The 26,536-nt window shown below is 44.5% G+C and carries 23 protein-coding genes; 16 read left to right on the forward strand and 7 right to left on the reverse strand.

The genetic code is table 11. The features are described 5' to 3' along the window. Nucleotides 1–10 precede the first annotated feature (10 nt). From lysS to MKS89_RS03030, 3 genes are all read left to right on the forward strand, one after another. The gene (gene lysS, locus MKS89_RS03020; RefSeq protein ID WP_072961219.1) at nucleotides 11–1,543 is read left to right on the forward strand and encodes a lysine--tRNA ligase; all 1,533 of its coding nucleotides are present in this window, start codon (nucleotides 11–13) and stop codon (nucleotides 1,541–1,543) included. A 354-nt stretch (nucleotides 1,544–1,897) separates the two neighbouring features. Continuing rightward, nucleotides 1,898–3,229, forward strand: a complete 1,332-nt coding sequence (gene vpsR / locus MKS89_RS03025) for a cyclic-di-GMP-binding transcriptional regulator VpsR (RefSeq protein WP_072961216.1) — start codon at nucleotides 1,898–1,900, stop codon at nucleotides 3,227–3,229. Between the two features lie 571 nt (nucleotides 3,230–3,800). After that, the gene (locus MKS89_RS03030) at nucleotides 3,801–4,052 is read left to right on the forward strand and encodes a DUF1127 domain-containing protein (protein ID WP_072961214.1); all 252 of its coding nucleotides are present in this window, start codon (nucleotides 3,801–3,803) and stop codon (nucleotides 4,050–4,052) included. A 102-nt stretch (nucleotides 4,053–4,154) separates the two neighbouring features. On the opposite strand, the gene MKS89_RS03035 is transcribed toward MKS89_RS03030, so the two are convergent. Then, nucleotides 4,155–5,204 carry an NADP(H)-dependent aldo-keto reductase gene (locus tag MKS89_RS03035; protein WP_072961211.1) on the reverse strand — a complete coding sequence of 350 codons (1,050 nt, stop codon included), beginning with the start codon at nucleotides 5,202–5,204 and terminating at the stop codon, nucleotides 4,155–4,157. A 233-nt stretch (nucleotides 5,205–5,437) separates the two neighbouring features. Then, the gene (gene mutH / locus MKS89_RS03040; RefSeq protein WP_072961373.1) at nucleotides 5,438–6,103 is read right to left on the reverse strand and encodes a DNA mismatch repair endonuclease MutH; all 666 of its coding nucleotides are present in this window, start codon (nucleotides 6,101–6,103) and stop codon (nucleotides 5,438–5,440) included. Nucleotides 6,104–6,731: 628 nt separating this feature from the next. Between mutH and rppH the strand changes: the two genes are divergently transcribed. From rppH to lgt, 4 genes are read left to right on the forward strand one after another with little or no spacing between them, the layout of a single operon-like run. After that, complete coding sequence (rppH, locus tag MKS89_RS03045; protein WP_072961208.1) at nucleotides 6,732–7,250, forward strand: RNA pyrophosphohydrolase; 519 nt, start codon at nucleotides 6,732–6,734, stop codon at nucleotides 7,248–7,250. 2 nt (nucleotides 7,251–7,252) lie between these two features. Beyond that, nucleotides 7,253–9,499: a phosphoenolpyruvate--protein phosphotransferase gene (gene ptsP / locus MKS89_RS03050; RefSeq protein WP_072961204.1), complete on the forward strand. Its 2,247-nt coding sequence runs from the start codon at nucleotides 7,253–7,255 to the stop codon at nucleotides 9,497–9,499. 19 nt (nucleotides 9,500–9,518) lie between these two features. Continuing rightward, entirely contained in the window at nucleotides 9,519–10,313 is a 795-nt protein-coding gene (locus MKS89_RS03055) for a sulfite exporter TauE/SafE family protein (RefSeq protein WP_072961201.1), read from the forward strand. Nucleotides 10,314–10,361: 48 nt separating this feature from the next. Beyond that, nucleotides 10,362–11,168, forward strand: a complete 807-nt coding sequence (gene lgt / locus MKS89_RS03060; RefSeq protein ID WP_072961199.1) for a prolipoprotein diacylglyceryl transferase — start codon at nucleotides 10,362–10,364, stop codon at nucleotides 11,166–11,168. 159 nt (nucleotides 11,169–11,327) lie between these two features. Here lgt and MKS89_RS03065 read toward each other — a convergent pair whose 3' ends face one another. Further along, the gene (locus tag MKS89_RS03065; protein WP_072961196.1) at nucleotides 11,328–12,161 is read right to left on the reverse strand and encodes a thymidylate synthase; all 834 of its coding nucleotides are present in this window, start codon (nucleotides 12,159–12,161) and stop codon (nucleotides 11,328–11,330) included. A 189-nt stretch (nucleotides 12,162–12,350) separates the two neighbouring features. On the opposite strand from MKS89_RS03065, the gene nhaR reads away from it, so the two are divergent. Both nhaR and MKS89_RS03075 read left to right on the forward strand, forming a co-directional pair. Further along, nucleotides 12,351–13,241 (forward strand): transcriptional activator NhaR, encoded by an 891-nt coding sequence (nhaR, locus tag MKS89_RS03070; RefSeq protein WP_072961194.1) that lies wholly within the window; start codon nucleotides 12,351–12,353, stop codon nucleotides 13,239–13,241. A 190-nt stretch (nucleotides 13,242–13,431) separates the two neighbouring features. Further along, the gene (locus tag MKS89_RS03075) at nucleotides 13,432–13,725 is read left to right on the forward strand and encodes an ArsR/SmtB family transcription factor (protein WP_072961192.1); all 294 of its coding nucleotides are present in this window, start codon (nucleotides 13,432–13,434) and stop codon (nucleotides 13,723–13,725) included. An 80-nt stretch (nucleotides 13,726–13,805) separates the two neighbouring features. Here MKS89_RS03075 and rpsT read toward each other — a convergent pair whose 3' ends face one another. Further along, nucleotides 13,806–14,066: a 30S ribosomal protein S20 gene (gene rpsT / locus MKS89_RS03080; protein WP_021020689.1), complete on the reverse strand. Its 261-nt coding sequence runs from the start codon at nucleotides 14,064–14,066 to the stop codon at nucleotides 13,806–13,808. A 491-nt stretch (nucleotides 14,067–14,557) separates the two neighbouring features. Between rpsT and murJ the strand changes: the two genes are divergently transcribed. The 6 genes from murJ (at nucleotide 14,558) to ispH (ending at nucleotide 22,179) form a co-directional block, all read left to right on the forward strand. Beyond that, nucleotides 14,558–16,075: a murein biosynthesis integral membrane protein MurJ gene (gene murJ / locus MKS89_RS03085; RefSeq protein WP_373636447.1), complete on the forward strand. Its 1,518-nt coding sequence runs from the start codon at nucleotides 14,558–14,560 to the stop codon at nucleotides 16,073–16,075. 178 nt (nucleotides 16,076–16,253) lie between these two features. Beyond that, entirely contained in the window at nucleotides 16,254–17,189 is a 936-nt protein-coding gene (gene ribF / locus MKS89_RS03090) for a bifunctional riboflavin kinase/FAD synthetase (RefSeq protein ID WP_072961187.1), read from the forward strand. A gap of 61 nt (nucleotides 17,190–17,250) precedes the next feature. Continuing rightward, nucleotides 17,251–20,115: an isoleucine--tRNA ligase gene (gene ileS / locus MKS89_RS03095; protein WP_072961184.1), complete on the forward strand. Its 2,865-nt coding sequence runs from the start codon at nucleotides 17,251–17,253 to the stop codon at nucleotides 20,113–20,115. A 22-nt stretch (nucleotides 20,116–20,137) separates the two neighbouring features. Next, entirely contained in the window at nucleotides 20,138–20,638 is a 501-nt protein-coding gene (gene lspA / locus MKS89_RS03100) for a signal peptidase II (RefSeq protein WP_072961182.1), read from the forward strand. A 90-nt stretch (nucleotides 20,639–20,728) separates the two neighbouring features. Then, nucleotides 20,729–21,187, forward strand: coding sequence for an FKBP-type peptidyl-prolyl cis-trans isomerase (gene fkpB, locus MKS89_RS03105; RefSeq protein ID WP_072961370.1), 459 nt, complete (start codon nucleotides 20,729–20,731; stop codon nucleotides 21,185–21,187). Between the two features lie 29 nt (nucleotides 21,188–21,216). Beyond that, complete coding sequence (gene ispH / locus MKS89_RS03110) at nucleotides 21,217–22,179, forward strand: 4-hydroxy-3-methylbut-2-enyl diphosphate reductase (protein WP_072961179.1); 963 nt, start codon at nucleotides 21,217–21,219, stop codon at nucleotides 22,177–22,179. A gap of 84 nt (nucleotides 22,180–22,263) precedes the next feature. On the opposite strand, the gene MKS89_RS03115 is transcribed toward ispH, so the two are convergent. Continuing rightward, on the reverse strand, nucleotides 22,264–23,751 hold the full coding sequence (locus tag MKS89_RS03115) for a carbon starvation CstA family protein (RefSeq protein WP_072961176.1): 1,488 nt from the start codon (nucleotides 23,749–23,751) through the stop codon (nucleotides 22,264–22,266). 312 nt (nucleotides 23,752–24,063) lie between these two features. Between MKS89_RS03115 and MKS89_RS03120 the strand changes: the two genes are divergently transcribed. Next, a complete protein-coding gene (locus MKS89_RS03120) occupies nucleotides 24,064–24,390 on the forward strand; it encodes a DUF2799 domain-containing protein (RefSeq protein ID WP_072961173.1) in 327 nt (108 codons plus the stop codon). Between the two features lie 67 nt (nucleotides 24,391–24,457). Here the strand turns inward: MKS89_RS03120 and murQ are convergent, their stop codons facing one another. Further along, entirely contained in the window at nucleotides 24,458–25,378 is a 921-nt protein-coding gene (gene murQ, locus MKS89_RS03125; RefSeq protein ID WP_072961170.1) for an N-acetylmuramic acid 6-phosphate etherase, read from the reverse strand. 20 nt (nucleotides 25,379–25,398) lie between these two features. Next, the gene (locus tag MKS89_RS03130; protein WP_072961367.1) at nucleotides 25,399–26,517 is read right to left on the reverse strand and encodes an anhydro-N-acetylmuramic acid kinase; all 1,119 of its coding nucleotides are present in this window, start codon (nucleotides 26,515–26,517) and stop codon (nucleotides 25,399–25,401) included. Between the last annotated feature and the right edge of the window lie 19 nt (nucleotides 26,518–26,536).

The following is a 26,536-nucleotide window of genomic DNA, read 5'->3' on the forward strand; positions in this document are numbered from 1 at the left end:
GTACATCGAAATGACTGATGCGATTCAAAACGAAACGACTCAAGAAAGTAACAGACAAGAAGAGAATAAACTTATCGCAGAACGACGCGGCAAGTTAGATTATATCCGTCAGGATTCTAAGGCAAACGGTCATCCCAATGACTTTAGACGTGATAGTTTAGCCAGTGATTTGCAACAAACATTCGGTGAAAAGACAAAAGAAGAATTGGAAGCATTGAATCATGTTGTGGCGATTGCCGGACGCATTATGGCAAAACGTGGGCCTTTCTTGGTGATTCAAGAAACTTCCGGTCGGATTCAAGCCTATGCAAGTAAAGATGTGCAGAAAGATCTGAAAGCCAAATATCAAGGTTTGGATATTGGTGACATTATTGGTGTGAAAGGTGTGCTGCATAAATCCGGTAAAGGCGATCTGTATGTCAATATGGAATCCTACCAATTGCTGACGAAAGCGTTGCGTCCATTGCCAGAGAAGTTTCATGGTCTGACGGATCAGGAAATGCGTTATCGTCAACGTTATGTGGATCTGATTATGAACGAAGATTCGCGCCAAGCATTTATTATTCGTTCCAAACTGATTAGCGCGATTCGTCATTTTATGATTGGCAAAGGCTACATTGAAGTTGAAACACCAATGATGCAGAGCATCCCCGGTGGTGCAGCGGCACGTCCGTTTATTACACACCATAATGCGTTAGATATGGAAATGTATCTGCGAATTGCGCCGGAGCTCTATTTGAAGCGTTTGGTCGTGGGTGGCTTTGACCGTGTATTTGAAATCAACCGTAACTTCAGAAACGAAGGGCTGTCCCCTCGGCATAATCCTGAATTTACGATGATGGAATTCTATCAGGCTTATTCTGACTATAACGATTTGATGGATTTGACGGAAGAGATGCTGAGTTCGGTTGCTCAGGAAGTGCTGGGTTCGACCGCCATGCCTTATGGGGATGAAATGGTTGAGTTCGGTGGCCGTTATACACGGATGAGCATGTTAGAGGCAGTGAAGCACTACAACCCTGACCATGCTGATATTCAAAGCCTTGATAATGATAGAATTCAGGATCGTGACCTGATGGTCGCGATTGCTAAATCGTTACATATCGATGTTGAACCATTCTGGACATGTGGTCAGTTACTCGAGGAGATCTTTGGTGAGACGGCTGAACCAAAACTGATTCAACCGACGTTCATTACAGGTTATCCGGCTGATATATCGCCATTGGCTCGCCGTAGTGATGACAATCCATTTTTGACGGATCGCTTTGAGTTCTTTATCGGTGGCCGAGAAGTTGCCAATGGTTTCTCCGAGCTGAATGATGCTGAAGATCAGGATGCACGCTTTAAAGCACAAGTGGATGCCAAAGATGCCGGTGATGATGAAGCAATGTTCTATGATGCGGATTATATCACTGCGCTAGAACATGGCTTACCACCGACTGCCGGACAAGGGATCGGTATTGATCGCTTGGCAATGTTGTTCACCAACACGCATACGATTCGAGATGTAATTTTATTTCCAGCAATGCGTCATCAGGGATAATTGACTAAATTTATCACTAGTTATGGATTAAAGTGCTAAAAAACATGGAAAGCCTTTCCTTCGGGAAAGGCTTTGTTTTATCTGAAAGAGAAGGTAGGATGATTAGACCAGTGATGATTTCATATATTAGAGGAGTTGAAAGGGGGGATATATCTAAGTAGTTGTCATCGGATAAGGAAAACGGGTCGTAGTATTTTATCGCTTCTGTTCTTTTTATGTAATTTCTTATGTTAGTCTCATAATTAAGAATGTGCGTTTTTTAATTCGTGCCTATGGTAGCGTAATTATTAATAATTAATACTATATAAGCCCCCAAATAACATAACAATATGAATAAATGATAAGGAATAGTTCATGGGTAATCAGTTCCGTATGGACTCTGTGCCAGGTTCTCTTATCGTGGTTGGTGGCACGTATGAACCATGGCTTTCGGTATTAGAACAAGTTGGTTGGCGATGTTCTCAAGTCGGCGATTTAAGAAAGGCAGATGTCTTGTTTGATGAAGTCGGTCCTTGTATTGGTATTGTCGATTTAAGTCACGATGAGTTCAGTTTAAATGGGGTTGCGAACTTAGTTAGTAGTCATAGACAAGTTCGATGGCTGGCATTCATTCGCGAGTCACAATTAAGCTCAGATACAATATGTCAATTTATTGTGAATTTTTGTATTGATTTCTTTACTGCGCCAATTCCTGATGCGCAGTTGTTGAGCACTATTGGACATCAGCTTGGAATGTTGAAGCTTGAGAAAAAAGTATGGCCTCACTACGGGGTAAACGATAATTTTGGTTTGATTGGCGAGTCGGTTTCAATGAAACGACTCCGTGATCAGATCAAACGAATTGGACCGACCGATGTGAGTATTTTGATTCATGGTGAAAGTGGTTCAGGGAAAGAGTTGGTTGCTAAAGCAGTCCATCATTCCTCTTCCCGTTCTAAAAAGCCATTTATCTCTGTGAATTGTCGAGCGATGTCCGAAAAACGTTTTGCGATGGAATTGTTTGGTATCGATGCTGATGATGATTTTATTTCAATTCTGGAAAAAGCAGATGGGGGCACGGTTCTTCTGAATGATATTTTATCGATTACGAAAGATCAGCAACTGAATTTACTCCGCTTTTTCCAAGAAGGAACGGTAGAGACATCAAGAGGGATCCAGACTGCTGATGTCCGAATATTGGCCGCAAATGCGACAGATATAGAGAAGGCTTTGATTGATGGTAATTTCAATGACGAGCTATATCACTATATTAATGTATTGCGAATTAATGTGCCTAGTTTAAAAGAACGTGTTTCAGATATTCCTTTAATTGCCCGTCATTATCTTCAGCAATTTTCAAAAGAGTACAACGCTCAGGCTCGTGGTTTTACAGAAGATGCACTCAAAATGCTTTCCCGTTACCATTGGCCAGGAAATATTCGTGAGTTAATCAATCAGATAAAACGAATGGTTCTGATGTCTGATACCGTTATGCTCGGTGAGAGTAACCTAGATTTACCAAAATTTGAGGATGGAAAATTAAGTCTGAAAAGTATCCGTGAACGTTCTGAAAAAGAAGCGTTGATGTTGGTGCTTGAGTCTAATTCCGGGCAAATTACTCAGGCAGCAAAAGAGTTAGGTATATCAAGAGCGACAATGTATCGTTTGTTGAATAAACATAATTTAATTTCTGAAGATATGAACTAATTATATTTTTTGGGACATCTTATTTTAGCAAAGTTGTATGATGCAGTTTGAAAGCCTTATGATTTCAGTAAGGCTTTTTTCGTTTTATCAGATATTCGTATGATTTAAAATAGTGTTAGTGAATTGTTTCAATAAAATAATTTATTCTAGTTAAATGTCATCATGAATAGATGGGTGATTGTTGATTATTGAACTAATCTATTTTTTTTAGAATATCGTTCGTTCATTGATTGATTTATTGTCTTGTTGCCATTAAATTATCGCTGTGGTTTCGGCCATAAATATTAACTGGATTGTAATAACTAAAGGAGACACGCTATGAAATCTATACTCTTCATTATTTTTGTTTGTGTGTCTTCATCTCATTCTATTTGTAACTTGCTGGCAAGTGCTACTCATTGCATGCCACGACAAATGAAACGAGATATTTTTAGTTAATCAATCCGTAAGCTTTTTTATTAGGCTGCGGAAATGTAGCAGCTTAATAAGTCAAAGAATTCAATTCCCTATTCTGCATTCTGTTAAGTGTCGCTAGATTTCCTCCGGCCAATGATCCTCAGGAGATACTACTATGCGTCATTCACTTTATTTATCACTCGCAGCATGGCTCATTCGAGCCGATTTACGTCGTGAAGAACGGGTATGGAGAAGAAAAGTAAGTCGAAGTGCTTACGATATTCCATGGGATAACCCATATTTATTGCGTGATATCGGTCTGGAAGCTGATGGTCGCCCCTTTGGTCGTTCAATCAATGAAGATCAGCGTGTGGCACGTCGTATGCACCTGCTCAGTCAGTTTATATCATTGCGAATACCGACATAACTGAAGCAGGCCAAAAGGGTGTTTCAATCCCTTTTGGCCTGGTACTCACTCAGCCCATAGATGACCTTCGATAAGGTTCAGGGCAATCAATATCAGTAAAAATTACGGACAAGGGTTGGGGTAGGTCGTGGCAATGTCATTGATTTTGCCGATGATCTCATCCGACAATGTGACATCAATACTATCGATATTACTTTTTAATTGATCTAATGTCGTCGCACCGATGATGTTGGAACCGACAAAAGAGCGCTGGTTGACGAAAGCCAGCGCCATTTGCGCCGGATCGAGTTGATAATCTCGGGCAAGTTGAACATAAGCTTCGGTAGCTTTGATTCCTTGAGGAGTGAAGTAGCGTTTAAAACGTTCAAAGCGTGTACAACGTGCTCCTTCCGGTTTGGCGCCATCGAGGTATTTTCCACTGAGAATGCCAAATGCAAGTGGGGAGTAAGCCAGTAATTGCACCCCTTCAAAATGACTGATTTCTGACAGGCCGATCTCAAAGCTACGGTTCAGTAGGTTATATGGATTCTGAATCGTGACAATTCGAGGTAAATCATGTTTTTCGGCTAAGCGAAGATAGGTCATCACGCCCCAAGGGGTCTCATTGGAAACACCGATATAGCGAACCTTTCCTGCCCGGACGAGATCCGTCATCGCTTCAAGTGTTTCAATCAATGTGATTTCTTCTTGTTCCGGAAGTTCGGGATAGTTGAGTGTTCCGAAGCAGTTTGTCTGGCGTTGTGGCCAGTGGAGTTGGTACAAATCGATATAATCGGTTTTCAAGCGCGCGAGACTATCGTCAATGGCTTGATGGATATTACGGTGATCCAGGGCCATATTTTCCCTGATCTGAAGTGGATTTCTTGGTCCGGCGTTCACTGGCCCGGCAACTTTGCTTGCCAGAACGATTTTCTCTCTCTTACCTGACTTTTCAAGCCAGTGGCCGATGAATTCTTCTGTTCTTCCCTGAGTCTCCGGAGAAGGGGGAATCGGATAGACTTCTGCCGTATCAATGAAATTTACGCCTCGTTCGAGGGCGTAGTCAAGTTGGCTGCAAGCATCATCACATGTATTTTGTTGACCGAAGGTCATGGTACCAAGGCAGATTTTACTGACTTCTAATGTTGAGTGAGGCAGCTTTGTATAATGCATATGACTTCCTTTCTTGTTAGAGAACCAATTATCCAGTAGCTCTGACTGCATATCTTCATTAGGTTTGAGCGTGGTTATATATGCTTCGTCATTCACTATAAGCGAAATTCCTACCGAAAAGGAAATAGAAATTAATCGTAAAAGATTGGTGACGAGTTACAGCATTGCGCTGAACAGCAAGGTTGGAACGATACTCGTTATGGTGCCGTTGTCAGATGTAAATGATGCCGTATCTATATGAAGTGATGAGCGAGGATCTGCGCGGTAAATTGCGTCCGTAGATAAAACCCTCGGGGACGTGTACGGATTATTTTTCCGTTATAACCGTAAGCTTCCGTTTTGACTCGACTATTGGCTGCTTTCGGGCGTAATTGAAGGATTTCTCCATGTCTGGCTGTGACTTGTTCGATCTGCCCTAGCACAATGAACTCCATGAGTTCTTCCCAGTCATTTTTGAGTTGTGCTTCTTGTTCAGGTGAGGGACTCCATAACAGTGGTGCACCGACTTTTCTGTCAGAGAGCGGAATATCGCGTTCTCCTTCAACGGGAATCCAGAGGACTCGTGACAATTTGTTTCTGACATGGCTGTTTTCCCATGTCAAACCATGGACACCTGTGAGTGGTGCCACGGAGACAAATGTGGTTTCGAGTGGCTTGCCAACATAGCTGATGGGAATACTTTTCAGTTCAATTCCCAGTTTTTCAAAATCTTGTTGCGGTTTGCTTCCTGCTGTTGCCCCCAAATGCCATTCGAGAAGTTGCCCGACCCAGCCTTTATCTTTTTTCAGATCCATCGGGACTTTCATCCGGGCAATGGCTGCAAGTTCTGCAAAACTGAGTCCGGCTATCTCCCAAGCTCTGTCAAGTAATTCACGCTCTGTTTTTGGTTCTGGTCTCATAAGATCTTTCGGATATTCGTGGCGGAAGCGCATCAGTTCAGGATGTAATACGCGCTAGTCTAACAGATGAAATGAGAGGTCGTCATGGTTTGTCTGAAAGTGCTGTTCTCTGATGATGTCCTCAGCTTATCCACAGGATTCTTATATGTGATGATTTATTGTTTCACTATATGGATAAATATACAGGTTTTTTCGGCGGGTTCTGTTATTTTTTCAGCGAAATCTCGGTTGTCGTGTGGATAAAAATGGTAGTGGTTGATCTTTGTTCAATGTGGTGAGGCGATTGATCCTTGTGAATCCAATTGGGATCGTAAGTATGATGTCTGTTGATTTAACTTATTGATAAGTAATTATTAGTTTAATTTTTATAGTGGTCGTTGAAAGATTTATTGTGAGAGGAAGATCTAAATATTGTGAGTAATCTATCACTTTTTCACATAGTTACTCACAGAAAAGGTGAATAAGATCCGCTAAATTTGTCATCTTGTGTTAATAAGTTACTTATCCTGATGTGAAATATCAAATTTAGTCCACGGGGGATTTTTGTTTTTATTGTCAATGGATATTTGCTACATCTGGGGATCTATGAAAAAATCAGGAGAAGTTAAATTTTATTAGAGGTTTGCCAGTGATAGATGGCGATGGTTATCGACTGAATGTCGGAATTGTAATCTGCAACAACCATGGTCAGGTATTCTGGGCGAAACGATACGGACAACACTCTTGGCAATTCCCTCAGGGCGGAATTGATCATGGTGAAACTCCGGAACAAGCGATGTTCCGAGAGTTATACGAAGAGGTTGGTTTAACAAAAACGGATGTGAAGGTCATTGGTTCTAGTCGTCATTGGTTAAAGTACAAACTTCCCAAACGATTGGTACGCTGGGATTCTCAACCTGTCTGTATTGGACAAAAACAGAAATGGTTTCTTCTGCGTTTAGAGAGTCATGAGTCTAAAATTAACATGCAGCGTGGAGTAACCCCTGAATTTGATGGTTGGCGTTGGGTGAGTTATTGGTATCCGGTAAGGCAGGTTGTTTCCTTTAAACGTGATGTTTATCGGCGGGCAATGAAAGAGTTTGCTTCTATTGCGATGCCATTTAAAGCACGGAAAGTAAAAGGTAAACGGAAAGGGAAAAGAGGATAAACATGCTCTCTCAGCTTCGGGACATTATGGAACAGGTTTCAAAAGTTGAAGATGTTCATCAGGCCTTCGATATTCTGGTGCAACAAACCTGTGAAGCGATGAATACTGAATGCTGCACGATTTATCTCGCCAATGAAGAAAAATTACGCCTTGAATTGATAGCGACGCAAGGGTTGAAATTTAAAGGCAATAAAATACATATCGGCTTTGACGAGGGGTTGGTCGGATTAGTTAAACGTTCTGCTGAACCGATCAATCTGGCCGAAGCCTCTAAACATCCTGACTTCAAATACTTCAGACAGCTTGGCGAAGAGGTGTACCAAAGCTTTTTAGGTGCCCCTATTATTTACCGCAAACAAGTGCTGGGTGTTTTGGTTGTCCAGCAACGTTCTCCTCGCCAATTTAGTGAAATCGAAGAATCCTTTATGGTGACGCTTTCAGCCCAGTTGGCTGTTTTGGTTGCACATGCGCAGTCTCAAGGGCTCTGGTCTCTGGCGAAACAACAACCGGTCGTGCGTGGTATTGGGGTTTCTCCGGGAGTCGCCATTGGTGAGTTCTGGTGGGATAACTCTCAACCGGAGCTAGAGAATGTTTTGCCAGCGTCGACGCTTGACGTCAAGAAAGAACAGGAATGGTTATCCAGAGCGGTTGAAAAGGCTCTGAGCGATTTTCGGCGAATGCGTAAGAAATTGGATGGTGACATTCACAAAGAAACGCTGGCTATTTTTGATCTGTTTACCCATTTACTCAATGATCCGATGTTACGTAAAGATCTGAAAGAGCAGATTCTCAAAGGTGATCGAGCTGACTGGGCTTTACGTCAGGTGGTTGAAGCATATGTCGAACGTTTTTCCCAAATGTCGGATGTTTACCTGCGAGAAAGAGCTCAAGATGTCCGGGAGCTCGGGCAGCGGATGTTGTACTTTTTGTACAACAGTGAACAGGACGAGTTGACGCTGGAAAAGCCGATCATTCTTGTCGTCAGAGAATTAACCGCCTCAATTCTGGCCAGTATTCCAAAAGATAAACTCTTGGCTGTTGTCTCACTCGAAGGTGCTGCTAACTCCCATGCCGCGATTCTATCCCGAGCCTTGGGAATTCCTGCCATTATGGGTGTTTCTTTAAATTTTAAAGAGATTAATAATCAATTAGCGATTGTCGATGGTTACAGTGGCTTCATTCATATTTCACCGGATTCCGAAGTTCTGGCCGAATACCAAGAGCTGATGGAAGAAGAAGGTGAATTGTCTGAAATGGTCAATCAAAGCCTTGCCGAGAAAGCGATTACGAGCGATGGATATCCGGTCAATATTTTGTTGAATGCAGGGTTGAATACCGAAAACAATACCGCAGTGAATCAAGGGGTAGATGGTGTCGGTTTGTACCGGACTGAAATCTCGTTCTTATTACAGAATCGTTTTCCTTCCGAAGAAGAGCAGATTCAAATTTATCGTCAGGTACTATGCTCGCATCCCGACAAGATGGTTGTGATGAGAACATTAGATGTCGGTGGTGATAAACCTTTACCTTATTTGCCAATTGAAGAAGATAATCCATTTTTAGGGTGGCGTGGTATCCGTTTCACACTCGATCATCCGGATATTTTTCTGATTCAACTTCGGGCGATGCTCAAAGCCAGCATCGAGACGAGTAATCTGGGTATTCTGTTACCGATGATTTCCGGCATGAAAGAACTCGATGATGCACTTGCTTTTATTGAACAGGCATTTATGGAAGTTTCGGCAGTGGATGAACGGGTGAAAATGCCTGCAATCGGGATTATGCTCGAAGTGCCATCGATGATTTACCTTTTACCTCAGATGGCTGACCGAGTTGACTTTATCTCAGTGGGAACAAACGATCTGACGCAATATTTATTAGCGGTTGATCGGAACAATGCCCGGGTTGCTGATGTCTATGAATCCATGCATCCGTCAGTCTTGATGGCGTTAAAACATATCTCTGATGTGTGCCATCAGCATCAGATTAATGTCTGTGTGTGTGGCGAGCTTGCCGGTGATCCGATCGGGGCGTTGCTTTTAATCGGTATGGGGTATCAGACATTGAGTATGAACACCGCGAATGTTGCGAAAGTGAAGTACCTCATTCGTCATTCAGAAGTCAAAACGCTGAAAAAACTTGCATCGCAAGCGCTGATGCAAACTTATGGTCATGATATTTATAGTATGATGCGGACTTATTTTGAAGAGTTCGGTTTTGCTGGCTTTATCCGCGCTGGCAAACATTAAGTTAATCTAAGGAACGAACGTGACCATCACTTTTGTCTTGTTGTTGATTGTGTTAGGTGCTTTTGTCGGCGTTATGGCTGGGCTATTGGGCATTGGTGGTGGCTTAATTGTTGTTCCGGCTCTGTTATTTTTATTTCCCCATATCGGTATCGCACCTGATATCGCGATGCAAGTGGCTTTGGCAACCTCTCTCTCCTGTATTATTCTGACCTCCGGCTCTTCTGCCTTGAATCATTTACGCTATGGCAATATTGATTTATTAGCCGTGAAATGGCTGACGCCTGGAATTGTTGCCGGTGGATTGATTGGCGCGACGCTTGCTGACGAGATGCCGAGCGAATATCTGCCCAAAGTATTTGGGGTGATTGTTTTTTTTCTGGCAACACAAATGTTTCTCTCGATTCGTCAGCAGGTTACGAAACCGATGCCCGGGCAAGGTGCAATGTTATTGAGTGGGAGCTTAATTGGTATGATTGCCAGTTTGGCTGGTATCGGCGGCGGGGCGTTATCGGTGCCTTATCTCAACAAACATGGCGTAGAAATGCGTAAGGCGGTTGGTACATCATCACTTTGTAGCTGTGTGATTGCATTGTCTGGGATGGTGGGATTTATCTGGCACGGTTTTTCAGTGAAAAGCCTGCCTGAATTTAGTCTCGGATATGTTTATTTACCTGCTTTGTTGTTTATTTCCTGTGCGTCGATATTTACGACCAAAGTGGGAGCCAAGTTAGCGACTGAGTTACCGACATCAGTGTTGAAAAAGGTGTTTTCTGTTTTTCTAATGTTTATATCTGTTTATATGTTGCTGCGCTGAGCGTGGTATGTCATAAACCATTTTATATTGAATAAAGAGTAATGATTTATGTCTCAGGAATTCCTGCAGTTTCCGAATATTGATCCCGTCTTAGTCTCCATCGGGCCGCTTTCGATCCGTTGGTATGGTGTTATGTATCTGCTAGGGTTCCTTTTTGCAACTTGGCTTGCAAACCGAAGAGCGGATAAAAAAGGCAGCGGGTGGACGAGAGAACAGGTTTCTGACCTTTTGTTTGCCGGATTTGTAGGCGTCGTCATTGGTGGGCGCATCGGGTATGTTCTGTTTTATGGGTTTGAGTATTTTCTGGCCGATCCGTTATATCTGTTTAAGGTCTGGACCGGAGGGATGTCTTTCCATGGTGGTTTACTTGGTGTGATTACGGCAATGCTTTGGTATGCAAGGCGCAATCATCGCCAGTTTTTTGCCGTTGCTGACTTCGTTGCGCCACTGGTTCCATTCGGACTCGCGTTGGGGCGTTTAGGGAATTTTATGAATGGGGAGTTGTGGGGAAGAGTGACACATGTACCTTGGGGAATGGTCTTTCCTGGTGCGGGACCGTTGCCGCGTCATCCTTCTCAGTTGTACGAGTTCTTTTTGGAAGGTGTCCTCTTGTTTATCGTCCTTAACCTCTTTATTCGCAAACCTCGTCCAGCGGGCTCGGTTGCCGGACTGTTTCTCATCGGTTACGGTGCTTGCCGTACGTTTGTTGAGTATTTCAGAGAGCCGGATGCACAATTGGGTTTGTTTGCCGGGTTTATTTCGATGGGACAAATTCTTTCTTTACCAATGATTTTAGCTGGAGCACTGTTGATGGGTTGGGCTTATCGTCGTCATTCAGGTGTATCAGCACAATAAATCGACATCTTAGAGTAATGATTATCAGGTTGGCTAAATGGCTTTAAACGTATTAAAGACGAAGTTATCGAGACATATAACCGGGGACGCAAGAGCCCCGTTTGAGACTTGTTTGTAAAGATTCCCCGATGAAATCATTCGTCGGGGAAAATTGTGTCGTTATATTGCGACGGGCGCTTTTATCGATGGATACGGGTCATAGCCAACGATTTCGAAATCTTCAAAACGATAGTCATAAATCGATTCGGGATGGCGTGAAATACGTAATTCCGGTAACTGTCGTGGTTCTCGGGTGAGCTGTGTCTTAATTTGTTCCATATGGTTCGAATACGCGTGTAAATCACCAAAACTGACCACAATTTCATGAGGTGTCAGATTGCATTGTTGGGCGAGCATATGGGTGAGCAGCGCCAATGAGGCAATGTTATAAGGTAACCCGAGGAAGCTATCTGAACTACGAATGTATAATTGTGCAGAGAGCTTGCCGTTTGAGACATAAAACTGATACAGCAGATGACAGGGGGGGAGTGCCATTTTCCCCTGATGTGCATTATCTCGCGGGGTCATGGACTCGTCAGGTAGATACTCAACATTCCAGCCATGGAATAGAATACGGCGACTGTTGGGATTATTTTTTAAAGCATCCACGACATAATCGATTTGATTGATACTCTCACCTGATTGCGTTGGCCATGCTGTCCACTGCTTGCCATAAATCGGGCCCAAGTCACCATCTTCCGTCGCCCATTCATCCCAAATCGAAACGCCATTCGCTTTGAGCCAAGTGGTATTGGTGTCTCCACTCAGGAACCAGATCAGTTCGTTTGCGATACTTTTGAAGTGGAGCTTCTTGGTTGTAATGAGAGGAAAACCCTCTTGGAGGTTGTGACGAATTTGACGGCCAAACACCGAAAGTGTCCCGGTACCTGTACGATCACCTTTGACATCACCGTTCTTCAGAATATCTTCCAATAATGCAATGTACTGCTTCATAACTTGCCTATTCATGAATTTTTTATCAGTTTAATGAATTTCCCAGAGACTTGTAAGAGGCAGCGTCGAAGATATTTTTATGTTCGGGTATATCGACTCTATAGATTGAAAACTACGATTATTTCGATCATGCTGATGATAGAATACGCTGTACTGTTATAAATTGAATCTGACTGATGGTCTGGGTATATGTCTCATTTGAATTACAATCACTTATATTATTTTTGGATGGTTTGTAAACAGGGATCGGTCACGAAAGCCGCTCAAGCTTTATTCCTGACACCGCAAACAGTGACCGGGCAAATTAAAGCGCTTGAAGCACGTATGGATGGTCAGTTGATGAAACGCGCAGGGCGACGTGTCGAACCGACAGAGCTGGGACAATTGGTTTATAAATATGCTGATCGCATGTATGGCTTGAGCTATGAGATGCTCGATATCGTCAACTATAGTCAGCGGGCAAATTTATTACTGGATGTGGGGGTTGCTGATGCCATTTCCAAACAGATCGTCAGTAAGATTTTGTCGTGTGCCGTCCCTGAAGATGAACATATTCATTTACGCTGTTTTGAATCGACACATGAGCTGCTGCTTGAGCAACTTTCTCAGCATAAATTGGATATGATTCTGTCTGATTGCCCGGTTGATTCTGCTCGCAGTCCCGGTTTGTTTAGTAAAAAGCTGGGAGAAAATCAAATGTGCTTTTTCTCATATACGATGCCTCAAAAGTGTTCACTCATTGAATGCTTGTCTGGTGGAAAAATACTGATTCCGGGGAGTCGGACCGCAATGGGAAGAAGTGTGATGCACTGGTTTGATAGCCAGGGCATTCAACCCAATATTATGGGGGAGTTTGATGATGTCGCGCTGATGAAAGCCTTTGCCAGAGAACATCGAGAAGTTATTTTCTTAGCACCATCTCTCTATACCGAAGGGATGAATGGTGATTTCCCGATACATTTGATCGATAGAATCGATAACTTAAAGGAAGAATATTTCGTTATCTTTGCCGAGCGGATGATCCAACATCCGGCCGTGAAACGTATATGTAGTGAGGATTTTAGTTATTTATCAGTATAATTGGTTCTTTTCCATGAGTAATTGCTTTAATATCTAGCACTTGCTTATTATATAAGTACAAGTTTTGTGATGCCGTAGAGACAATAATAATCATGAATCTCGGTGAATGAACAGAAAGTAAAGTGATTTTGTAAGGCTGCAAGGTTGTAGTCGCTATATGTATAAAATAAGTCCATAAAGGGAGCCTTTCGTGAATCTTCAGGAGATGGAACAAAAATCAGCCAACGCCGTTGTATTGCTCAAAGTAATGGCGAATGAGAGACGCCTTCAGATATTATGTTTACTGTTAGCGCAGGAGTTTTCAGTAGGTGAGTTGAGTGAGAAACTTGAGTTGAGTCAGTCTGCATTATCGCAACATTTGGCGTTACTCCGTCGGGAGCAATTGGTTGCGACGCGGAAAGAAGCGCAGACGGTTTACTATTCGCTCAGTAGTCATGAAGTGAAAGAAATGATTGAATTGCTGTATCGGCTTTATTGTGCGTAAACGGGCGTTGGCTGGTATCAGAGAAATAAAAAAACCGACAAAAAGTCGGTTTTTTATTTTTGTATAAAGCAATTAATGCATTACAGCGCTTTGATTGCAGCAACAAAACGAGCTTTATGACGAGCTGCTTTATTCTTGTGGATCAGGCCTTTTGTTGCCATACGATCAAGAATTGGTGTTGCTTCAGTTAGTGCAGCAGTTGCAGCTTCTTTGTCGCCAGCTTTGATAGCAGCGACAGTCTTTTTCATATAAGTGCGCATCATTGAGCGGCGGCTCGCGTTGTGTTGACGATTTTTTTCCGCCTGAATAGCGCGCTTCTTAGCAGATTTACTATTTGCCAAGGGTCTACTCCCAAAAACTTTAGTTCAGTGACATTTTAAGGGCGGGAACTATCCCTTATTTACCTAAAAATGTCAATTCATTTGTGCAAAAACACAACGAACCAAAACATTTTTGGCCTCGTTGGACATTCGCGGTTAAGATGGCGGGGATTCTAACAGCATTCTTTTTTGAATGCTAATACTTAATCTGCTCTTTCAACGGTCATCTTTTTTTGTGTTTATACGTCTTTAACGAGCGTGGTGCTGTATCACTCAGTTTGAATCAATAGACATATTGTTGACACAACTATGATTTGAAAAGCAGCGCATTCTACGTTAAAAGACTGCACACAGGCAGAAAGTATCCTCAGCTCGCCGGATAAAGCCAGCGTGATGCTTTTCATCCTGCTATATCAGTAAAGTCACCGGGATTCTCTCGGATGTGATTTGACATATAAATAGAGGTTACGGTGAGTCAACGTCTTCTTAGGTCTGGGCTGATTGTCAGTACCATGACACTGCTATCGCGCGTTTTAGGATTATTTCGAGATATAGTGGTTGCGAATCTTATGGGGGCCGGTGCGAGCGCCGATGTGTTTTTCTTTGCCAATAAGATCCCCAATTTTTTACGTCGTTTATTTGCTGAAGGCGCTTTTTCACAGGCTTTTGTTCCCGTACTGACCGAATATCACGCTCAGGGGGATATGGACAAAACACGCCTGTTAATTGCCCGGGCTTCGGGGACGTTGGGTGTTCTCGTTTCGATCGTCACGTTGTTGGGGGTTCTTGGGTCTAGTGTTGTGACGGCTGTTTTCGGGGCAGGTTGGTTCCTCGATTGGTTACATGGCGGACCGTCAGCCGCAAAGTTTGAGCTGGCTAGCTTACTCCTCAAAATTACATTTCCTTATTTATGGTTTATCACCTTTGTTGCGCTGTCCGGTGCGATTTTAAATACGTTGGGTAAATTTGCGGTTTCTTCATTCACGCCGGTATTTCTGAACGTGATGATTATTGGTTCAGCACTGTTGATTTCCCCTCGACTGGCACAACCAGAGATTGGTTTAGCTTGTGGCGTATTTCTCGGTGGACTGGTTCAATTTCTGTTTCAGTTACCTTTTCTGATTAAAGCTGGTGTTTTTGTCTGGCCGAAATGGGGATGGAATGATCCCGGAGTACGAAAAATCAGAACATTGATGATCCCGGCGCTATTCGGTGTGTCTGTTAGTCAAATCAATTTATTGTTTGATACCTTTATTGCCAGCTTCTTGCAAACCGGGTCAATTAGCTGGCTGTATTATTCGGATCGCTTGTTGGAATTTCCGCTCGGATTATTTGGTATCGCCATTGCTACCGTGATTTTGCCGGCATTATCAAGAAAGCATGTCGATGCTGAGCCCATCGGATTTGCGAATACAATGGATTGGGGGGTCCGGATGGTTTGTCTGTTGGGAATCCCTGCCACGCTTGGTTTGATCGTGTTAGCCCAACCGATGATTATGGTCTTGTTTATGCGTGGTGAGTTTACTTTAGTTGATGTACAGCAGGCTGCGCTTTCGCTACAGGCATACGCTTCCGGTCTGTTGTGTTTTATGCTGATCAAAGTTCTGGCTCCGGGATACTACTCTCGTCAAGATACCAAAACGCCCGTCAAATATGGGATTGTGGCAATGGTCACCAACATGTTTTTTAATGCTGTATTTGCTTGGTTTTTCGGTTATGTCGGTTTGGCAATGGCGACTGCATTGTCGGCATTTGTCAATATGGCCTTATTATATCGAGGACTACATTTAGCGGCCGTATATCGGATGCAGCGTTCGACCATTCTATTTGTTGTCCGGATTTTTGTTGCCAGTCTCATCATGAGTGTATGTCTTGCTTTAGGAGCAGACCATCTGGCGGCTTGGGCTGAGTGGGGGACGTTAAAACGGGCGCTTATGTTGGCTGGGTTGATCGTGTCCGGTGCCTGTATTTATGGGGGCGTCAGCTTCATCAGCGGGATTCGGTTGAAAGATATCCGAGTAACCCAATAGGTGGGGTCTCCCGTGTTTATATTGGGGAAAGTTGGTCTTCCAGTGAGACGGTCACATCACTAAAGCAGGATGTGGAACATATTTGTTGGCGTGATTGACTTTCTTCTCCTGAGCTGAGGTTATATAATCCGTCGGTTTCATCATCAGAGAATTGAATCATAGGTTTTAAACGTCCGATATGGAATTAATCCGAGGTATTCATAACATACGTACTCAGCACCACGGTTGTGCGCTGACGATCGGGAATTTTGATGGTGTCCACTTCGGACATCAACAGGTACTGCGGTTAGTGTCGGAACAAGCCCGTGTATTGGGTGTTCCATCGATGGTGATGACCTTTGAACCACAGCCAATGGAGCTATTTAATCAACATCATGCTCCGGCTCGCTTGACTCGTCTGCGTGATAAATTTGTGCAGTTGAGTCGACTCGACATAGATCGCCTGCTCTGTGTTAATTTTGATCATCAATTTGCCCAGTTAGATGCAGAAACCTTTATTCATGACTTGTTGGTCAAGCACTTGGGTGTTAAGTTTCTTGTCATTGGCGATGATTTTTGTTTTGGTCGGCAACGGCGCGGTAATTTTGCGATGTTGCAACAAGCCGGCAAGAAATTCGGTTTCGACGTGGTTAGTACACAAAGTTTTTGTGTTAATCGCCTTCGGGTTAGTAGTACTGCGATTCGTGAAGCATTGGCGCATGATGATCTTGCCGCTGCCAAAGAGATGCTTGGGCGTCATTACAGTATCAGCGGCCGAGTGTCTCATGGGCGAAAGCTCGGGCGAACGATTGGTTTTCCGACTGCAAATATCCCGTTGAAACGATGTGTTTCTCCTGTTTCCGGGGTGTATGCCGTGCAGGTTTCTGGTCTGACTGAAACACCGATTCATGGTGTTGCAAATATCGGGCACCGACCAACGGTTAATGGTGTCCGCCAGCAACTAGAAGTTCATTTGTTTGACTTTCATGGCAATATTTACGGTAAACAGTTAGAAGTCGCACTTTTACATAAACTTCGAGGGGAGCATAAATTTGATTCCTTCGAAGCATTGAAACAACAAATAGAATTGGATGCTGAAGCTGCAAGGGTGTGGTTGCTTCAGTATGAGGGTTAGCCGATACATGTTCGGCTGACATAATGTCTAACTTCGCCCAGTATAACGGAATTAAGAATCGATGAGTGAATATAAAGATACCCTGAATTTACCTGAAACAGGGTTTCCAATGCGTGGCAACCTGGCGCAACGCGAGCCGGATATGCTGAAACGTTGGTATCAAGAGGACCTTTACGGTGCTATCCGTAAAGCTAAAAAAGGCAAGAAATCTTTCGTATTACATGATGGCCCTCCTTACGCCAACGGTGATATTCATATTGGTCACGCTCTGAATAAGATTCTTAAAGACATTATTATCAAATCCAAAACGCTTTCAGGTTTTGACTCACCTTATATTCCGGGGTGGGACTGTCACGGATTACCGATTGAGTTGATGGTTGAAAAGAAAGTTGGCAAACCGGGACAAAAAGTCACGGCTGCCGAGTTTCGTGAAAAATGTCGCGAGTATGCTGCCGGCCAAGTTGAAGGACAAAAAGAGAGTTTTAAACGTCTGGGAATTCTTGGTGAGTGGGATAAACCCTATCTCACGATGGATTTTGCCACTGAAGCGAACATTATCCGTGCTTTAGGCAAAATTGCCGATAACGGGCATCTGCTCAAAGGCTTTAAGCCGGTTCACTGGTGTACCGATTGTGGCAGTGCCCTTGCGGAAGCGGAAGTTGAATATAAAGATAAACAATCGCCATCGATTGATGTGCGTTTTAAAGCGGTTGATGTACCGGCGCTATTGTCTAAATTCACTTTAAGTCAAGGCCATGAAGGCGACGGCGACCTCTCTATCGTGATCTGGACGACAACGCCATGGACCTTGCCGGCAAACCGTGCTGTCTGTTTACGCGATGATCTGGAATATGTTTTGATTCAGATTGAGGCTGATGAAGCGACAGGGCGTCAGGCTGAGCGGATTATTGTTGCTTCCGAACTGGCCAAAGACGTGATGGATCGTACCGGTATTGAACATTTCCATCATTTAGGGTTTGCAAGCGGAGCGGATTTAGAATTAACCCGCTTCCATCACCCGTTCTATGATTTCACTGTGCCTGCTATTTTGGGAGACCATGTTACGACAGATTCAGGGACTGGGGTGGTGCATACCGCACCTGGCCACGGTCAGGAAGACTTTGTTGTTGGTCAGAAGTATCAACTGGAAGTTGCAAACCCTGTGGGATCAAATGGTGTTTATCTGCCGGATACTGAATTGTTTGCTGGTCAGCATGTATTTAAAGCCAATGATACAGTGATAGAAGTCCTGAAAGAAAAAGGCGCGCTGTTACATCATCATGCTTATGAACATAGCTATCCTCATTGTTGGCGCCATAAAACACCGATTATTTTCCGCGCGACACCACAGTGGTTTGTGTCGATGGATCAGGCAGGATTGCGTCACAAAGCACTGGAAGCCATCAAAGGTATCAAATGGATGCCAGATTGGGGCGAAGGCCGTATTCAGAGTATGATTGAAGGTCGTCCGGAATGGTGTATTTCCCGTCAAAGAACTTGGGGTGTACCAATTGCGCTATTTGTACATAAGGAGACGTCTGAATTACATCCGAACTCTTCTGAGCTGATTGAGCAGGTTGCTCAACGGGTTGAGCAAAAAGGTATTCAGGCATGGTGGGATCTGGATGTTGCAGAACTGTTGGGTGATGATGACGCGCAGCAGTATGAAAAAGTATTGGATACGCTGGATGTTTGGTTTGACTCTGGCGTGACCCATTATTCAGTTGTCGATTCCCGTGAAGAATTCCACGGTGCCGAGGCTGATATGTATCTGGAAGGTTCCGATCAACATCGCGGCTGGTTCCAGTCTTCTCTGATTTCATCGATTGCGATGAAAGATAAAGCACCATACCGAGAAGTGTTGACGCATGGTTTCACGGTGGATGGACAAGGTCGTAAGATGTCTAAGTCGATCGGCAATACCATCGCCCCGAAAGACGTCGTCAATAAATTGGGTGCAGATATTTTACGATTGTGGGTTGCTTCTACGGATTACACTGGTGAAGTTGCAGTTTCTGATGAGATTTTGAAGCGTTCTGCGGATGCATATCGTCGGATTCGTAATACGTCTCGCTTCTTCTTAGCGAACCTAAACGGCTTTAATCCGGCAACAGATATTGTTCCGATGGAAGAGATGGTTGCATTAGATCGTTGGGCCGTCGCTCGTGCGCTCGCAACTCAGCAAGAAATCATCAAGGCTTATGATGGGTATAACACACACGCAGTTGTTCAGCGTTTAATGCATTTCTGCTCGATTGAAATGGGTTCTTTCTATCTCGATGTGATCAAAGACCGTCAATACACAGCCAAGTGTGGCGGACATGCACAAAGAAGTTGTCAAACAGCACTGTTCTACATCGTTGAAGCTTTAGTTCGCTGGATGGCACCGATTATGTCATTCACTGCGGATGAAATCTGGCGTGAAATGCCAGAATTGCAAGCAAACGGTGCAACCCGTAATCCGTTTGTCTTTGCAGAAGAATGGTATGAAGGTCTTTTCGATTTGCAGGATGGCGAGCCTTTGGATCACGCATTCTGGAGTCGTGTTCAAGAAGTGCGCGGTGTCGTGAATAAGTTGCTGGAAACAGCGCGTAGTGAAAAGATCATCGGGGGATCATTACAAGCTGAAGTGACGTTGTACGTTGATGGTGAACTGGCAGACAAACTGAATCGACTTGAAGATGAACTCCGTTTTGTGTTGTTGACCTCAAAAGCCGTTGTTCAACCAGTCTCGCAGAAAACGGAACAAGCTCAGAGCACCGAGATCGATGGTCTGTTTGTCATGGTTTCAGCGACTGAAGCAGAGAAATGTGAACGTTGCTGGCACCATACGGATGATGTCGGTACGATTGCCGGACATGAACATATTTGCGGTCGTTGTGTCTCCAACATCGAAGGTGCTGGCGAAGTCCGTAAATTTGCATAATCAGTCGACTGACGGAATCAATATGACAGAACTGACACTTAAACGTTCAGGGATCCGCTGGTTATGGCTGGCGGTTCTGGTTTTCGCACTTGATATTATTATCAAACTGGTCGTCATGAATCATATGGATTATGGATGGCAACACCGTATTGAGGTGCTGCCGTTTTTTAATCTGTTGTACGTTCATAATTATGGTGCTGCATTCAGTTTTCTGAGTGATCAGACCGGATGGCAGCGTTGGTTATTTACCGGTATTGCAGTGCTCGTCGTTCTGTTACTGATGTACTGGATGCGTAAGCAACCTGCATTAGAACGATGGACAAACAGTGCTTATGCAATGATTATTGGCGGGGCTGTGGGCAACGTCTTTGATCGCATTGTGCATGGATTTGTAGTCGATTACCTCGATTTCTACTGGGGAGGACACCATTGGCCAGCTTTCAATCTGGCTGACAGTGCGATTTGTCTTGGCGCGGTTATGCTCATTCTTGATGGCTTCCGTCGTAAAGATGAACCCAAATAGTTTATCCGGATTCATTGAATGAATCACCCGAAGCGCTGTCTGTTGAACCGGATAGCGCTTTTTGCATCAAAGCAGGGGAAAGTAAGTCACATGACAAATACAAACAAAGTTCAATTGATACAGAAAGGGAGTGCTGTCACTTTTCATTTTACAATTAAACTGAAAGATGGCTCTATTGCTGACAGTACGCATCAGATGGGGAAACCCGCGAAATTAGTCATCGGGAATGGCAGCTTAAGCGACAACTTTGAGCAATGTCTGTTCGGTTTACAGGCGGGCGATCAACGTATGATCGAACTGAAAGCAGCCGATGCATTCGGTCTAGCAAACCCTGATAATATTCACCATATGGATCGAACGAAGTTTGCCGGGGATGCGGAACTTGACGTCGGTGTGATCATGGGGTTTAGCGGCCCTGATGGCATGGAGATTCCCGGTATTGTAACTGCTATTGAAGGTGAATCGGTCACGGTTGATTTTAATCATCCGTTGGCCGGTCAGGATGTCACTTTCGATGTTGAAATTTTAGCTGTTGAATCGGGTGAATAACGACGCATGTCGTGAGTTGAGTAAAAACCATGAGCAATGATATGAAAATACTACTAGCAAACCCTCGCGGCTTTTGTGCCGGTGTTGACCGAGCCATCAGTATTGTCGAGCGCGCTTTGGAGATGTATCAGCCACCGATCTATGTTCGCCATGAAGTCGTTCATAACCGGTTTGTTGTTGAAGATTTGAAGCGGCGTGGCGCTATTTTCGTTGAAGAGTTGCATGAAGTTCCTGACAACCAAATTGTGATATTTTCTGCGCATGGTGTCTCTCAAACTGTCAGAAACGAAGCAAAATCCAGAGCATTAACTGTCTTTGATGCAACCTGTCCACTCGTGACCAAAGTCCATATGGAAGTTGCCAGAGCCAGTAGAAAGCATATGGAAGTCGTTTTGATTGGTCATGCCGGGCACCCTGAAGTTGAAGGAACAATGGGGCAGTATGCCAGTCAGACGGGCGGTATGTACTTGGTTGAGAAACCAGAGGATGTTGTTGAGCTGAAAGAGAAAGTCAAGCATCCGGATAATCTTCACTATGTCAGTCAGACCACGCTTTCAGTTGATGAAACTGCGGATGTGATTGATGAATTGCGCCACATCTTTCCTGATATTCAGGGCCCGCGTAAAGATGACATTTGCTATGCCACGCAGAATCGTCAGGATGCAGTTCGGATCCTTGCTCAGCAAGTGGATGTGATGATCGTGGTTGGTTCTAAAAATTCATCGAATTCAACGCGGTTGAAAGAGTTGTCTGAAAAACTGGGGACTGCTGCATTTCTCACGGACCGACCGGAAGACATTCATCCGGAGTGGTTATCCGATGTCCAGCTTGTCGGCGTGACAGCAGGGGCTTCGGCACCTGAAGCGCTGGTTAATCAGATTCTTGAGCGAATCAAAGAATTGGGTGCTGTCTCAGTCGAAGAAGTGTTAGGACGAGAAGAAAATATGTTTTTTGAAGTTCCGAAAGAGTTGCAAATGAAAATGGTTGATTGACCACTTTCTTTTTAGCGATGATCGTATTAGGGCTCCCTTAGGGAGCCCTTTTTACATTAAGCGCTGTCATGAAACAATGTTAAGTTATGCGGTTTTAGTCTGCTTATCCGATGCGTTTTTCGGATCTGAAAGTGCAGTCTTATCATGCCCTTTTGTCACTTTAAGTACGTAGGCGAGCATCGCAATGGAAGCAAGGAAGCCGAGGATTGTTGAAATCTGCATGGGTAACCCGAATCCCAGTGTACTACTGTTGAGAATAAAGCTGACACAGACGGTTGTCATGAACAGTGCTGGTACGGTTGTGATCCAGTGGAATTTCTGGTGGCGTAACAGATAAGCAGAAGCGGTCCACAGCATTACGACTGCGGTTGTCTGGTTGGCAAAACCAAAGTAACGCCAGATGATCGCAAAATCGACTTGCGTCAGAATACCACCGATAACAAAGAGTGGCATTGCCATCAGTAACCGATTGCGCAGCGTTTTCTGCTCGATGTTAAAATATTCTGCTAAGATCAGACGGCTGGAGCGGAAAGCAGTATCACCGGAAGTTATGGGCAGAATGACGACACCAAGGAAAGCGAGAATACCACCGAACACGCCCAGTAATCCGAACGAAGAGCTGTAGACCACATTACCCGGACCACCTTGAGCAATCGCTTCAGAAAGCCCGTCCAGCGAACCGAAGTAGGACAAGGCAATCGTACACCAGATTAAAGCAATCACACCTTCGCCAATCATCGCACCATAGAATACGAAACGGCCATTTCTTTCATTTTCCATGCAGCGTGCCATCAGCGGTGACTGTGTGGCATGAAACCCTGAAATTGCACCGCAGGCAATCGTAATAAAGAGAGCCGGCCATAATGGCATGTCACGTGGATTCAGATTGCTGAACAGATCACCAATGGTGAAACCACCCATGATGGTATGTTTGTCGGAGACAAGGATTGCAGTGATTAACCCAACAGACATGAAAATGAGCAGGGCGCCGAATAATGGATATAGACGTCCGATGATTTTATCGACTGGAACGATCGTTGCCAAAATGTAGTAAGCAAAAATGATGATGACCATCAGACCAGTGCCGACGTGGAGTGATAATTGCTCATTGATTAAGTTGGTAATCATACCGGCAGGCGCAGAAACAAATACAACCCCAACAAGCAGTAAGAGAATGATTGCAAAGGCATTCATGAAATGTTTTGCGCCATTGCCAAGATATTTACCACTGATGTTCGGGACCGATGCTCCCCCGTTTCTGACCGAGAGCATACCTGAGAAATAATCATGTACCGCGCCGGCAAAAATACAACCAACAACAATCCACAATAATGCTGCAGGGCCGTATAGCGCACCCATAATCGGGCCGAATATCGGGCCGACACCGGCAATATTCAGTAACTGTACAAGGTAGACTTTCGGTGTTGATATCGGGACATAATCAACCCCATCTCTCATACTGTAAGCTGGCGTCTGCCGTTGCTCATTAATACCAAATATTTTTTCGACAAGTGTACCGTAAATAAAGTAACCGCCAATGAGAGCGATTAAGGAGACGAAGAACCACGACATATCATTTTCCTTCTGTTGATGGACAGAGATGTTCTATCGATAGACTAGTCTGACCAGAAGCGTTATGCATGAGAAAGTCAACTGAGTGGTGCTATGAAGAATTAAGTGGTCTTCTATCCGTAGGAAGTGGTTTTCACTTGGAGGATGTATTGGATGATTTATAAACATAATTCGTATCAATGTTAATGCACTATTATAGGAAACTGGACATCGCTGTTTGGTGTTTTAGGTCGAAAGCGTATATGGTTGAAGAGAGTAAATTTAAAACAAGGTATTGATGTCGTGATAAATTTCCGTAATTGGTTCGGTGGAATGGTGGTTTCTTTACTGTTGTTAGGGTGTTCTGCGTCGGAGCAGTCACTCGCTACACAAGGAGACTGGTATCAAATTGGTTATCGTGATGGGATTGCGGGGCATCAACAGCGATCCTATCGAGATCTTCATCAACTGGGGGCGGTCCAAATGGCCGATTATGATGAAGGATACGATGATGGTGTTACCAAGTATTGTAATCCAGATTTTGCCTATCAAATCGGGTTATCCGGTCAATATTATGATGGGGTTTGTGCCGGTACATCAGCGGGGAATCAGTTCCGTATGGAGTGGCAACGAGGTTGGGATCAATATACCAGTCACTGAGTGATGGCTTGTATCTCAGTGACATAGTATTGAAGACAGACTGTAAACGAGTCGATATGTCGGTTCTTTAAGCGGACGGTTGGATTGCTTTGCGTAAGACCCCTTCGGATTGCGAGAGTCTGTCCAGCGCTTCCTGATAACTCATATCGGTCAACTGCATCAGAATCGCAATTTTCGCATTGTTCTGGCTCTGCGCCAGTAACTGTTCTGCCCGTGTCTTTTCACAGTCAGTCGCTTGCATCACAATTCTCACCGCCCGGGCTTTCAGCTTTTTATTGGTTGCCTGTACATCAACCATCAGGTTTTGATAGCTTTTACCTAAGCGAATCATACTTGCGGTGGTCAGCATATTCAGGATCAGCTTTTGTGCCGTACCGGACTTCAGTCGCGTAGAACCGGTTAATGCTTCCGGACCGACCAGCGGTGAGATGGCTATCTGTGCAATGGCTGCAATGTTTGAGTCTGGATTACAAGAGACGGCAACGGTCGTGGCGCCTATTTGATTGGCATATTCCAGCCCACCGATCACATAGGGTGTACGACCACTGGCGGCAATACCAACCACAACATCTCGCTGATTTAACGCAATGTTTTGGAGATCATGGTTTGCCGCGCTCGGGGAATCCTCACTGCCTTCTTGTGCTTTAAACATGGCTTCTTTCCCCCCGGCGATCAAACCGATTACCATTTGATCGGACACTCCGAAAGTCGGAGGGCATTCTGAGGCATCCAGCACACCCAAACGGCCACTGGTACCGGCACCGATATAAATCAACCGCCCTTTATTTTTAAATGCCGTGGTAATGGCGTCGACGGCTGCCGCGATTTGAGGAATGACTTTTTCTACCGCAAAAGGCACAGTCTTATCCTGTTGATTCAATCGTTCAAGAATGGCTTCAGTGGATAACAAATCGATATCCATGGTTTCAGGGTTACGTCCTTCAGAAACCAACTGAGATAGCGCGGACAATAAAGCATCATTCGTCATAAGCTTTTACTCTTCTGATTTTATTGGGTTGTGTAGATGACGCCCAGTGACACGGCTCTGATCGCGCCAGTGACTTCAGGCACGTTGCTCGGGAGTGCATGAATGCGTTGATGTGCCAGCCAAGCAAAAGCCATAGCTTCCATATAATCGTTATCAACGCCTTGTTCTGATGTATTACTGACCTGCCAGTCTTGCAACAGGGTTTGTAACTCCTGCATCAATAATGGATTGTTGGCACCACCGCCACAGACAAACAATCGGGGCTGAAGACCGCTGACATATAAGCGGCTTTGATCGGCAATGGTCTCAGCGGTCAACCGGCATAGTGTTCTTTGTACATTTTCGGGAGGGATGTGATGGTTCAGCAATCTGACTTTCGACTGAACCCAATCCAGATTGAAGTATTCTCTGCCGGTACTTTTGGGGGCGGGTGCTGAAAAATAGCTATCCCGCTTCATCAGTTCCAGTAGCGGCTCATCGATTTCTCCACTGCGAGCCATCTGTGCATCTTGATCGAATTTTTCCCGTGTGTGGTATTGGCACCAGGCATCCATCAGGATATTTCCGGGGCCTGTATCATAGCCTAATAGCGGCTGATTCGGTCTGAGCACTGAAATGTTGGCAATGCCACCAATGTTAAGCACGACCAAGGTTGCATCATCTTGCGAAAAGACTTCCCGATGAAAAGCAGGAACGAGCGGTGCGCCCTGACCACCCAGCGCCATGTCTTTACGGCGAAAGTCCGCAACGGTATCAATGCCTGTTTTCGTGGCGACAATATGGGCATCACCAAGTTGCATTGTAAACGGTGTATCCCCTGTCGGGTGATGGTAGACCGTCTGTCCATGACATCCAATGGCTCGGATATCTTTAGCCTGATATCCGCTTTGTGCCAATAGAGCATTGACTGCATCGGCAAACAAATGACCAAGATGATGATCGAGCCTGCCAATTGCAGGGAGATGGGTCGGCTGACCGGTACAGATATCCAGAATGTTCTGTTTGATTGACTCCGGCATAGGATACATCGCGGATGAAAGTAGCCGAATGTCGGGAGCGTCGACTTCAATCAGAGCAACATCAACCCCGTCGAGACTCGTGCCGGACATCACGCCAATATACAATTCTTTCTGAGTCATGATTGCTTCCCGCTGATGG

It is taken from the genome of Vibrio gazogenes (assembly GCF_023920225.1).
In the GTDB taxonomy this organism is placed as follows: domain Bacteria; phylum Pseudomonadota; class Gammaproteobacteria; order Enterobacterales; family Vibrionaceae; genus Vibrio; species Vibrio gazogenes.